This window comes from Streptococcus sp. 27098_8_134 (assembly GCF_041431675.1).
Classification (GTDB): Bacteria; Bacillota; Bacilli; order Lactobacillales; family Streptococcaceae; genus Streptococcus; species Streptococcus sanguinis_R.
The window spans coordinates 474,509-486,804 of sequence record NZ_JAPVYD010000002.1 but is presented as its reverse complement, the minus strand read 5'-3'; the positions used below and the strand labels follow the sequence as shown (position 1 = coordinate 486,804).

Below are 12,296 nucleotides of genomic sequence, written 5' to 3'. Positions count from 1 at the left end.
AAAACATTTCTCACTCTCTCCTGAATATGCTAAAATAGACTTAAATGAAATGAAAAAGGAGCACTCATGAAATATCCTAATCTTTTAGATCGTTTCCTGACCTATGTCAAGGTCAACACGCGCTCAGACGAGACATCTACTACTACACCCAGCACCCAGAGTCAGGTGGACTTTGCCAAAAATATTCTCATCCCTGAAATGAAGCGGGTCGGCTTGGAAAATGTCTACTACCTGCCCAACGGATTTGCAATTGGGACTCTACCAGCCAACGACCCTAGCTTTACCCGCAAGATTGGCTTTATTTCCCACATGGATACAGCAGACTTCAACGCAGAGAACATCCAGCCGCAGGTCATTGAGAATTATGATGGTGGTGTGATTCCGCTGGGGCAATCTGGCTTTAACCTAGATCCTAAGGACTTCGCCAGTCTCCATAAATACAAGGGCCAAACCTTAATTACAACTGACGGCACAACCCTTTTGGGAGCAGACGACAAGTCAGGTATTGCTGAAATCATGACTGCTATCGAATATCTGTCTGCCCATCCAGAAATCAAGCACGGAGAAATCCGAGTTGGCTTTGGACCAGATGAAGAAATCGGTATCGGCGCTGATAAGTTTGACGCTGAAAACTTCGATGTGGACTTTGCCTACACAGTAGATGGCGGACCTCTAGGTGAGCTCCAGTACGAAACCTTTAGCGCTGCTGGAGCAGAGCTGACCTTCCAAGGCCGCAATGTCCACCCAGGAACTGCTAAAGACCAGATGGTCAATGCTCTCCAGCTGGCTATTGACTTCCACAACCAGCTTCCAGAAGCAGACCGACCAGAGAAGACCGAGGGCTACCAAGGCTTCTACCACCTGATGAACTTGACCGGTACTGTCGAAGAAGCTCAAGCCAGCTACATTGTTCGTGACTTTGAGACAGAGGCTTTTGAAAATCGCAAAGCTGCTATGCAGGCTATCGCTGATAAGATGAACCAAGAGCTAGGCAGCGAGCGTGTTATTTTGACCCTTAAAGACCAGTATTACAACATGAAGCAGGTCATAGAAAAAGACATGACACCTATCCATATCGCCAAAGCAGTCATGGAAAGTCTGGACATCCAGCCTGTCATCGAGCCTATCCGTGGCGGAACTGATGGCTCTAAAATTTCCTTTATGGGCATTCCGACACCTAACCTCTTTGCCGGCGGCGAAAACATGCACGGCCGCTTCGAATATGTCAGCCTAGAAACCATGGAACGCGCTGTCGATACCATCATCGGTATTGTTTCCTATCAAGAGTAAAAAAATAAACCACAGAAGTTCAAGAGGAATTTCTGTGGTTTCTTCTCACTCCAGCAATTCTACCTTCAAGCTCATATCTGTTGGTTGTAACACTTTCTGAACAGCTGCGAGAAAGGCCAATCCATTATCAGATGGAGAATATTGGAAAGTAATATGAATGACTTTTTTTTCAAAGTTATCGCCGTATCGTGTCACATACTGTTTGCTTTCGAGGAAGTAGATATAGTTGTTAATTTTTTCCTGCAGAATTTCCAGATGGACTGCTTCTATCTCCTCTTGCCAATCAACTGGATCCACTAGGAGAAGTTCCAAATGATTATCAACTGTACCAATAGCGTCAAGTTCAGTCGGCTTTAGTTCTGAAGAAATGGCTTGAGTGGCGATTTGTCTAAATTCTTCTGCTGTAAAAAGAGGACGGCTATTTTTAGGGTTTTTCAAAATAAAGGAAGGATGATTTTCGATGAAGAGCTTACCAGATTCTTCTCGTGTATACTGTTTTTTAGATTTCCAAAAACCATAATCTGCATAATTCATCAACTCTTTGCCAGTATGTTCTCCCGACATGTAACTATCTGCAACTTCTTTGGGGATTTCTCTAATCACTTCTGGATAAGTAATATTAAAAGTTGGGTAACGCAAGAAATACTTATCACCATCTTGACAGATTTCCAACATGTCTTTTTGACTTAAATAAATCGTTTTCATTTTTATTACCTTTCTCGTTCTTCTGTTGTTTTTAATTTTGTTTGTTCGTTTTTATAAAGGGTACAGCTATTACTTCTTTAAGCCACTAATGCTATCACTTAATTATCTCTTAGTATACTTTAGACTTCTGCACCCTCAGCAACCAAATCATAAGGGAAATACGGGACACCTTCCAATTCCTTGTAATCCAAGCCCTTGAGTTTGCAGAGAGCGCCAGATTCAAAGGACCAGTAACCATAATAATTATCAATATTCTCTTTATGCAGATCATACCAACCTGTATCCCTATGTCCTGGATACCATTTCTTAGTTACATATTCTTTGAGCAGTTTGAGTGCCTGTTCAGCATTCTCTTCTTCAATAATTTTCCGAGTAAAGCCATAAGGTCTTGGAAAATTATAGTTTATCCGAATCTTCCAATCTGGATGACGAGACTGAATCAAGTAATCAATCAAATAATCCTCTGGATCATCCTTTTTGACCAAATCAACTAGCTGATCAAAAATCTCATCATTAATCTCCAAAAGAATCCCAATAGAAAGGACCCAAACCATTTGAAGATAGCCAGAATTGCTCTGCCAAACTGGAAGCAGACTGTTGACAAAGTTAATATATTCCTCCTTAAAATCTTCAAGAGGATAACCAGCTGTATAGGTGGCAACTAGTATTTCTTCGGTTAATACATTAATCGTCCCCTTGATATTTGCAATAACTTCGTCATTTGTTAGCTTGTATCTTTGAACTCCTTCCTCCGTATCCTTAATTAAACCATTAATTTCTTTTTGCTTTTCATTTATTATTCTTTTTTCAAAATCAATTAACTTTAGTATTCTATCTTTTGTAGTCAATGTATCTCTAAAAGTCATTTATTATCCTCCTACGGCCATAAAGCGCCTTCTTTTAGGTTAATGAATTTTCACTTATTCACAGCCTTATTGATTATTATTCTGATTTTCTTCCTCACGTTGTTTATGTAAATCCTCGAGAAATTCCTTCTGAACTTGCTTTAGCATACTACTGTTCGGAATTTTACTATTAGTAAAGCTGTCTGCTTTCGAGGAAGATGTATCTTCTCTATTTTGCTGTTCAGACGATTCTTCTAATATCTCTGATGATGATTGGGCTGGCTCCTGATTCTCAATGCTTTCATATACTTTAGGATCAATGATAATAAATGGCTTTGTCACAACTGGCCTATAAAGCGAGAAGAAAGAAACAATGAGTACAAGCCCAACGCCAAGAAATATCGAAACAGATTTTAAAAGATTTTCGCTTAAAATCTTTATGTCTTTTCCCTTAATTTTCTTCCAATCAGGATGCTCAGCTTCGATTGCTTTTTTGCGTTGCCAACAAGGAAACAAAAACCCAAAATTAAGTCCAAACATCGTAATTGTAAAAATAGACATAAAACTATGATATGGAGAATGATTTGCAATCATAACAAGTGATAAAACAGCTCCTAAAATCACAAGCAATATGATGAAGAGCAAGCGAAGATTCGCTTCTTTCTTTAAAATTAAATATTCTTCTTTGGTCATTTTTCTCTCGTTTCTTTTTTATGCTTCAAATTTCACTACTTAAATATTCTTAATTTTTTTAGAAATCAATACCTTAATCCAACTTTCAAATTATAAGTTTATCTATGTCTACTCCCCACTTTCGTCTTGTCCGACCGACGAAGCATCTGATTGATTATCCCCCTGACTGTCGCCGGTGCTGGCTGAACTATCCGATTTTGGAAAATCTAAACTATACTCAGTTTCTGTACTAATCGCTGGAAGTTCAATATCTACTATCTCCTGATTTTGAACAGGATGATAATAAGCGAAAAAGACCCAAACCATATAAACAAGAATGGCTGGATATACAATCAGATGTTTTCCCCAAAAATTCCCAGAAGCTTCAGTACCTCTTGTAGACATTCCTTTCAATTCTGGATACTGATTCTCGTATTGTTTCTTTTTTGTCCAATACGGCCTTGATATAACAATACCTGCAAACACAACTAAACCAATTGAAACATTTTCAAAGATTAGATTCCTAGATTTTGAATAGACCAAAATAAAGGATAGAATAGCTCCTGTAACGGCCGTTAGCAAGAATATAAGGCGGCTATAAATAGCTTCTTTTTTTACTCTAGGATATTCTTTGATGAGTAAGTCTTTGTCTGTCATGATGACAATCCTTTCATCTATCAGTCTCTGACTATTTTAACACAATATCAATCAAATAAATATAAGAAGTCCGAAAATCAAAAACGAATGATGGTCTTAGACTCGGCTTGGTCTTCATCATTCGTTTTATTATTGTTTTACACCAAAATGTAAGCTTAGCTAATCTGAACATTTTTTAGCTGGCCGTCAGCTCCTGTAAAGCTGATGCTTCTGGTTGCTGGATTGTAGCTGAAAGTCTCTGGGCTGATTCCATAGAGCTGAGAAAGTTCCTGCAATTTCTGATTGAATGCTTCCTCTGTCATGCCAAAACTCGCTGCTAAGCTTGATTGACCAGCTGGATTTGCAGTTGTCGAAGCTTCTGCTGGCTTATCAGATTGGTTTTGAGCTGTTTCTGCAGTGGCAGATTCAGAAGGTAGATTGCCAGTTTGCGCAGTTTCTGGAGCACTGCTACTTGCTAGCTGACCAGAAGCAGGTTGTTCAGCCGGTGCTTTCAAGAAACCTTTTTGCACCGCATAGGCATCTGCAGCTTGACGCTCAGCTTCTGACAAGTCCTTCTTGTAAATATAGTGCTCGTGGTCCAAATGAGCTACCCGATAGCCTTGCTCGTCCGCTCCGACCATATCCTGCAGATTAAAGTGATAGCCATCAGCGTCCCTATGCTGAGAATCGGACTCGTTTGTTCCCTCAGGATGGACGAGTGACTGCTGGAAGGCCAGGATTTCCTTAAGCAGCTCTTTCTTATCTGTAGCTCTCTGTCCAAGCTTATCAAAAAGCTGGTCCAGCTGCTGGTATTGCTGCTCACTTCCTTGATTCTTTTCCAAATACTGATGGATAGACATGAGTAGATTATAAAGCTGCTGATAAACTTCCTGATTTTCCGTATTAGCTGGCTCTTCCTTTTGTCCAGCAATTGTTCGGCTCATCTGATCCAAAAGCTTCTGACTTGCTGCCAGCAGAGCTTGCTTATCTGAGCTGCTGCTCTTTAATTCCTTACCTAGTTCTAAGATTCTAGCTGCATAGTCTGCTCGGCTGTTTTGGTCCTTTATTTCTCCAAGCAGTTCCTGCGCTTTTCCAAGGAAGACAAGGGCTTGAGCACTCTTCTCGCTATCATCCGAGGTGCCAAAATCATCATAAATACCCTTCAAAAAGTCATAAATCATGGCTTTGTAGGTTGGCTGATCGGGCTCGCCCTGATCTAGTTCTGTCTTTTCAGAGGACGGAGAAGGCTGACCGCTAGCAAGGGCTGCTGCAATTTCTTTCTTAGTCTGATAGAGGGCAGGGAAAAGCTGTTGGAGATTGGTTGCTTCTATAAAGGCTTGAGACTTATAGAGAGTCAAGGTCAGCTCGGCTGCTTTTCTGCGCAGCTCAGGGCTCAAACGCCCATCCTCTAAAGCTTGGTAGAAATAACGAATATAATCAACCGCTGTGACGCCTGTCCGATCATGATAATCTTCTAAAGCAGATAATACTTGTCCTAGCTCTGCCATTTCAGCTTGATTCTGGCCAGCATAAGCATTTTGCAGACGCTGCAGCAAGTCAGCTTTCTTCAGCCCATAGCTATCCGTGTCAAGGAGGTTCATTCTCTCCAAAAGCCCTTGATAGGTCTTGTCTAGCTCGGTCTCTTGGATTGGCTTGACCGTCTGATCCACATGGATAAACTGCTTATCAAAGTTATCCAGACTGCTCAGGTAGCCAGCAGTTGAGTTGCTAGGCAGCTTTTTCATAGTTTCCACAAACTGCCCCAAAGCTAGCTCAATCCGCCGCTGCATAAGAGGATCATCGGCATAAAGACGCTGACTATCTGCTTTCAGACTTTCTACTTTCCGCAAAATAGCAGCCTCATCATAATCGCCTTGCTCATACTTAGATTGAATCTGAGGCAGACGATTTTTCAAGGCTTCTGCTGCGCCCTTGGACTGGATCTTGATATAGTGATTATGGTCGCCATGAGGAATGACAAACTGACCATCTTCCACTTGCAGACTGTAAGGCGACAGACCTGAACGCAGGGCTGTCGTGTAGAGCTCATTCATGAAGTCCAGCTCTGCATTGCCTGTTACCAGAGGAATGCGAACATGCTCCTTGCGGACAGCATAGGGGTGGATATGAGTCGGATCATAGGCCTGGTCTGGGTTATTAAAGACAAAGAAACCATTTGAGATGCGAACCGCCTCCTTGGGAACGCCATAGGTTTGGGAGATATAAGCAATCTTTTCCTCATCACTGGCATCGCGTGAATAACGTTCAGCGTCATTGACTACTGCTGAAGGTTTTGCTGGCTGCTTGGCCAAGACTTGCTCCGCTGCTTGAATCTGTTCAGCAGTCAAGTCTTTCTTGTAAAAGTAATGAGCATGATCTCCATGCGATACCATGTAGCCTTGGTCGTCCTTGCCAATGACAGCCTCCGCATGGAAACCATGATCGTGATCAGTCTGTGACGGTAGCTGAGGCTTCAAAGCTTGGAGAGGATCTCCTAGCGGCTGGTAAGTATAACCAATAGGAATCAAGCGGGCAATCTTAGCTTCCAAGTCTGACAGCTTGTCATAAGGAATGAAATGATGGTGATTTCCGTGGGGAATAACGACTCCATTTTCTGTCCGACGGCTGATTTTCAGCGGATCAAACACCACACCGTCCCCTTCATGATAGCGCTGAGACTGAGGCAGGGCATAGAGTTGCTGCAGCAGACTTGGCAAGGATGGTTGAGACGGTTGAAACGGCTGGAGCGGATTGGACGGACTCGGCTGAGTAACCGCTAAGCCAGGGCTTGGTTGCTCAATCTTTGAATGATTTGACAGCTGTGGAGTCGGATTTGAGACTGGTCCACCCTGATTGATAGCACTATTCTGGTTCCAAGTATTGGAAGAAGCAATCGTCCTACTGTAGTTAGGCGGATTCACCCTTCCGCCAGCCCGCCTGCTATTCCAGTAGCTCTGAGCCGCAGCCAATTCTGCCGGCGACAGGTCGCTCTTGGGAATGTAGTGAAAATGCCCGCCATGCGGCACGATAAAAGCATCGCCAGTATCCTCGATGACGTCAGAGGGACTGAACGTATAACCATCATCCGTCCTATATCCCCCTTGGCCTTGATAAGAAACTCCTGCAAGATCTGCGGCTGTCTTTCCCGCAGCTAAGGACTTGCTAGGCTGGCTGAAATCGCGGGTCTTGCTTGATTTTGTAGTGGAAGATTTGCCACTATCGCCTTCTTCCTTGGTCTTATGTAGCTTCTTCTGCCGAGCAATCTCATCCACCGAGCGGACATTACTGGTATGCTTGGCATCCTTGAGGTAGAGATAATACTTCCCCTCCACCTTGATGATATAACCATCTTTGACCTCATTGACAATATCTGCTTCCTGCAGCGTGTAGTTAGGATCTCGGATAATCAGCTCTTCGCTAATAATGGCATCAAAAGGCACCTTCCCGTCAAAGTAATGATAATGGTCTCCATGAGAAGTGACATAGCCTTGATCTGTGATTTTCACGACAATCTGCTCTGCTTCAATCCCTTCCTCATCATTGATTTGGTCAGATGTCAAACTTTTATTTTTATCCGTCTTTTCGCCCGAAGTCTTGTCCTCAATATAGGCTACTTTGTTATCTTTGGTCTGAGGTCGGAGCTGAACTTGCCATTGGATAAGTCCGTAAGTTCCGAGACCGAGAGCTAATACAGCAGCTGAAGCAAGGAAATATTTCTTTTTCATGGTTGTCTTTTATCCTTTCAAATCTTTAGCTAAAATAGCTAAATTTTTTTCTAAATTTTCTAAATAAGATAGTTGGTTGGCTGGGTCTGCTTCCAAAGGATTCAGCTCCTTGATTTGTACACCAGTCGCCTTGACAAGGGTTTGGGCCACTTTGGAAGAAGAATTGCTTTCCACAAAAATGGTCTTCACCTTGTGCTCCTTGACAAAGTCTTCTATCTCTGTCAGCTGACGCGGACTAGGCTCCTGCTCTGGTGAAATACCAGCAATGCCCAACTGGGTCAGCCCGAAGCGCTTGGCTAGATAAGAAAAGGCGGTATGCTGGGTGACAAAAGTCTTGTTGGGCACTTTATCAAAAATATCCTGATAGCGTTCTGTCAGCTCTTTGGCCTCTTCTTGAAATTTTCGGGCATTGGCCTGATAAGTATCCCGATGGTCGCTATCCAGCTCCGACAACCTGTCGGCGATAATCTGGGCTTCCTCTGCGGCTTTCTGAGGATCCAACCAGGTATGAGGATCATAGAGCGTCTTCTCATCCACTCCCTCTCCTGCTTGGACATCTTCCAAACCAGCGACTCGATCCAGCTTCATACCCTGGGAAGCCTCAAGGACTTGAACCTTGGAATTCTTGAGACTAGGATTCAGCTCGCCAGCCCAGGACTCCAAGGTCCGTGAATGATAAACAAAGACATCTGCATCATAGATGGCTGCCACATCATTGGCTGAAGGCTCAAAATCATGAATGCCACTGCTAGACTGAATCATGCGCACGTCATTCAGATCGCCCGATATAACCTTTACCATGGAGTAGATAGGATAAAAGCTAGTTACAATTTCCAATCCTTGCGAGGGACTGGATTCCTTTTGAGACTGACAAGCCCAGAGACACAAGGACAGGACCAGCAGACTAAGGCAGGCTAAGAATTTTAAAACTCGTTTCACAATTTCTCCTCAACTTATTATTAACCGGTTTATTAACTGGTTAATATAATACACTTTGTCAACTTCTTTGTCAAGTTTTTTTAAGAAAATAAAGCAAAGAGGAAGTAGGATTCTTTCCCACTTCCTCTTTGCTTTTAATTCATTATATTTGAAATGTTATTTATTTATGACTATTCAAGGACAGAATAAGCTTGGACAAATGCTTCTCTCAAGCTTAACTGTATGAGATTACTTTTCCGACTTGCAGACGGTAAAATGACAATCTGGAAGTCAAAAATCTAGCTCTATATCGCCTCTGTAGTGAAACTACGGCTTTCCAGAACCTTCAGCATGGCATCAGCTGTGTCCAAGGCTGTGAAGAGGGGCACTCCATGCTCAATAGCTGAGCTACGGATAATTTGACCATGCTTATCTGCTGTTCGCTTGGTTCCGACCGTGTTGATAATAGCCTGAACCTTGCCCTTGCGGATATAGGCTGGGATGTCCTTGTTATCATCACTGCCGATTTTTTCGACCAGACGGACGTGTAGGCCGTGGTTTTCAAAATAAGAGGCTGTTCCCTTTGTTGCCCAGATACCATAGCCAATATTGGCAAAACGCTGAGCCAGCTGCAGGGCTTCTTCCTTGCTATCATCTGCGATAGTAAAGACAACATTACCAAAGTTTGGCAGATGGAGATAGGAAGCCTCAAAAGCCTTGTAGAGAGCTTTTTCTAGGGTTCGGTCACTTCCCATGACTTCGCCGGTAGACTTCATTTCAGGTCCCAAGAGACTGTCGACCTTCGCCAGCTTGGTAAAGGAGAAGACTGGCGCCTTGATATGAACCATGGAACTTTCTGGATGAAGACCGTCTTCATAGCCCAGCTCTGCCAAACTCTCCCCAAGAATCAAACGAGTCGCCACTTGCGCCATCGGAATATCTGTCACCTTGGACAAGAAAGGAACGGTACGACTGGCCCGTGGATTGACCTCAATGACATAGACCTGCTCATCTTTGATGACGAACTGAATATTCATCATGCCGATACAGTTCAGTCCCAGAGCCAACCGTTTGGTATAGTCTGCAATGGTATCCTTAACTTTCTGCGATAGGGTTTGCGGCGGATAGGCTGCCATGGAATCCCCTGAGTGAACCCCTGCCCGCTCGATATGCTCCATAATCCCAGGAATCAAGACCTGACGGCCATCAGAAATAGCATCCACTTCGCACTCATCCCCAAGAATGTAAGAATCCACCAAAATCGGATGGTCTGGACTGGCCTTAACCGCTGTCCGCATATAAGAGCGTAGATCCGCTTCGTTTTCTACAATTTCCATGGCACGGCCACCCAAGACATAGGAAGGCCGCACCAGAACAGGGAAGCCAATCTTACGAGCAGCCTCTACTGCTTCCTCTTCATTAGTGGCTGTCTGACCTGGCGGCTGCGGAATATGCAGTTCTTTCAGAGCTTGTTCAAAGAGATCCCGATCCTCAGCTCGATCCAAGTCCGCCACTTGGGTACCTAAAATCTTAACACCAGCCTTGGACAGAGGCTCTGCCAGATTAATGGCTGTCTGACCGCCAAACTGAACGATAACACCTTTAGGCTGCTCCAGCTCAATGACATTCATGACATCTTCAAAGGTCAGCGGCTCAAAGTAGAGCTTATCTGAGACAGAAAAGTCAGTCGATACAGTCTCTGGATTGCTATTCATGATAATCGCTTCATAGCCAGCTGCCTGAATAGCCTTTACAGAATGAACAGTCGCATAGTCAAACTCGACCCCCTGCCCGATTCGGATAGGACCAGAGCCCAGCACCAGAACTGATTCCTTGCTGGATTTAACAGATTCATTTTCAAAGCCATAGGTGGAGTAGAAATAAGGTGTCGCAGACTCGAACTCAGCAGCACAGGTATCCACCATCTTGTAAACCGGCACAATCTTTTGCTCCTGCCGGATGCGACGCACCTGCTCAGCTGTCATACCCCACAAGGATGCAATCTTAGTATCCGCAAAGCCATTTTGCTTGGCTTTCTTAAGCACATAGCTATCTCCGATATGACTGGCCAGCTCCTGCTCAATTTCGTAAATATGGAGCAGCTTATCCAGGAAAAAGACATCAATCTTGGTCAGCTCAGCAATTTCATCCGGACTGTAACCACGACGAATGGCCTCTGAGATATAGAAAAGTCGGTCATCTTGCGCCTTGACAATCTTCCTCATCAGCTCATCATCGCTTACTTGACTGAGAGCAGGCAGCTCGTTGTGGTTCACACCAACTTCCAAAGAACGGCAGGCCTTGAGCAGACTCTCCTCAATATTGCGGCCGATAGCCATGACTTCCCCTGTCGCCTTCATCTGGGTTCCCAGACGGCGCTCACCCTGCTCAAATTTATCAAATGGAAAGCGTGGAATCTTAGCGACCACATAGTCCAGAGCCGGCTCAAACATGGCATAGGTAGAGCCTGTCACTGGATTGATGATTTCATCCAATGTAAGCCCGACCGCGATTTTCGCTGCCAGCTTTGCAATCGGATAGCCGGTCGCCTTAGAGGCAAGGGCTGATGAGCGGGAAACCCGTGGATTGACCTCGATAACATAGTATTTGAAACTATGCGGGTCCAGAGCCAGCTGCACATTACAGCCGCCCTCAATCTTCAGCGCTCGGATAATCTTGAGACTGGCGTCCCGCAGCATCTGGTATTCATAGTCTGAAATGGTCTGACTAGGTGCAAAAACGATAGAGTCACCTGTGTGGATGCCGACTGGGTCAAAGTTTTCCATATTACATACGACCAGCGCATTGTCTGCGCCATCCCGCATGACTTCGTATTCGATTTCCTTAAAACCTGCTATGGAGCGCTCAATCAGACACTGGGTAACCGGAGAGAGTTTGAGGCCGTTTTCTGCGATTTCCTGCAGCTCTTCCTCATTGCTACAGATACCGCCGCCAGTTCCTCCCAGTGTAAATGCCGGACGGACAATGACTGGATAGCCGATCTCAGCCGCAAATTCCAGTGCTTCATCAACTGTATTGACAATTTCTGACTCAGGGATGGGCTGGCCTAGCTCTTCCATCAGCTGCTTGAAAAGGTCCCGGTCTTCCGCTTGGTCAATGGCCGACAGCTTGGTTCCCAAGAGTTCCACTCCCAGCTCTTCTAAAAGCCCTGACTTTGATAATTCCATGGCCATATTGAGTCCAGTCTGGCCGCCCAGAGTAGGCAGCAGAGCATCCGGCCGCTCCTTACGCAAAATCCGCGCAACAAACTCCAGCGTGATAGGCTCGATATAAACCCGGTCCGCAATTTCCTTGTCCGTCATGATGGTCGCTGGATTAGAATTAACCAAGACAACACTGTAGCCCTCTTCTTTCAAGGACAGGCAAGCCTGAGTCCCAGCATAGTCAAACTCCGCAGCCTGACCGATAACGATAGGACCAGAACCGATGACCATAATTTTCTGAATATCTTTACGTTTTGGCATAGTGCACCTCTCAATCTTGC

8 protein-coding genes are annotated in these 12,296 nt (G+C 44.4%); 1 reads left to right on the top strand and 7 read right to left on the bottom strand.

All coding sequences use genetic code 11. The annotated features are described in order from the left end of the window. Window positions 1-66 precede the first annotated feature (66 nt). Window positions 67-1,290, top strand: coding sequence for a peptidase T (gene pepT, locus O3620_RS06910; protein ID WP_002912631.1), 1,224 nt, complete (start codon window positions 67-69; stop codon window positions 1,288-1,290). Window positions 1,291-1,335: 45 nt separating this feature from the next. Here the strand turns inward: pepT and O3620_RS06905 are convergent, their stop codons facing one another. The 7 genes from O3620_RS06905 to carB all read right to left on the bottom strand — a co-directional run bounded on the left by O3620_RS06905 (window position 1,336) and on the right by carB (window position 12,276). Next, entirely contained in the window at window positions 1,336-1,995 is a 660-nt protein-coding gene (locus O3620_RS06905; RefSeq protein ID WP_002912637.1) for a DUF6572 domain-containing protein, read from the bottom strand. A gap of 119 nt (window positions 1,996-2,114) precedes the next feature. Continuing rightward, the gene (locus tag O3620_RS06900; RefSeq protein ID WP_371601572.1) at window positions 2,115-2,861 is read right to left on the bottom strand and encodes a PoNe immunity protein domain-containing protein; all 747 of its coding nucleotides are present in this window, start codon (window positions 2,859-2,861) and stop codon (window positions 2,115-2,117) included. Window positions 2,862-2,927: 66 nt separating this feature from the next. After that, complete coding sequence (locus tag O3620_RS06895) at window positions 2,928-3,533, bottom strand: hypothetical protein (protein ID WP_371601571.1); 606 nt, start codon at window positions 3,531-3,533, stop codon at window positions 2,928-2,930. A gap of 108 nt (window positions 3,534-3,641) precedes the next feature. Then, the gene (locus O3620_RS06890) at window positions 3,642-4,169 is read right to left on the bottom strand and encodes a hypothetical protein (protein ID WP_371601570.1); all 528 of its coding nucleotides are present in this window, start codon (window positions 4,167-4,169) and stop codon (window positions 3,642-3,644) included. A 155-nt stretch (window positions 4,170-4,324) separates the two neighbouring features. After that, window positions 4,325-7,873 (bottom strand): pneumococcal-type histidine triad protein, encoded by a 3,549-nt coding sequence (locus O3620_RS06885; RefSeq protein ID WP_371601569.1) that lies wholly within the window; start codon window positions 7,871-7,873, stop codon window positions 4,325-4,327. A gap of 9 nt (window positions 7,874-7,882) precedes the next feature. Continuing rightward, window positions 7,883-8,812: a metal ABC transporter solute-binding protein, Zn/Mn family gene (locus tag O3620_RS06880; protein ID WP_371601568.1), complete on the bottom strand. Its 930-nt coding sequence runs from the start codon at window positions 8,810-8,812 to the stop codon at window positions 7,883-7,885. Window positions 8,813-9,096: 284 nt separating this feature from the next. Beyond that, a complete protein-coding gene (gene carB, locus O3620_RS06875; protein ID WP_371601567.1) occupies window positions 9,097-12,276 on the bottom strand; it encodes a carbamoyl-phosphate synthase large subunit in 3,180 nt (1,059 codons plus the stop codon). Between the last annotated feature and the right edge of the window lie 20 nt (window positions 12,277-12,296).

Bases quoted from the DNA above. Each gene is read 5' to 3' on its own strand.
- O3620_RS06905 (WP_002912637.1), bottom strand. From the start codon at position 1,995: ATGAAAACGATTTATTTAAGTCAAAAAGACATGTTGGAAATCTGTCAA.
- carB (WP_371601567.1), bottom strand. From the start codon at position 12,276: ATGCCAAAACGTAAAGATATTCAGAAAATTATGGTCATCGGTTCTGGT.
- pepT (WP_002912631.1), top strand. From the start codon at position 67: ATGAAATATCCTAATCTTTTAGATCGTTTCCTGACCTATGTCAAGGTC.
- O3620_RS06885 (WP_371601569.1), bottom strand. From the start codon at position 7,873: ATGAAAAAGAAATATTTCCTTGCTTCAGCTGCTGTATTAGCTCTCGGT.
- O3620_RS06890 (WP_371601570.1), bottom strand. From the start codon at position 4,169: ATGACAGACAAAGACTTACTCATCAAAGAATATCCTAGAGTAAAAAAA.
- O3620_RS06900 (WP_371601572.1), bottom strand. From the start codon at position 2,861: ATGACTTTTAGAGATACATTGACTACAAAAGATAGAATACTAAAGTTA.
- O3620_RS06895 (WP_371601571.1), bottom strand. From the start codon at position 3,533: ATGACCAAAGAAGAATATTTAATTTTAAAGAAAGAAGCGAATCTTCGC.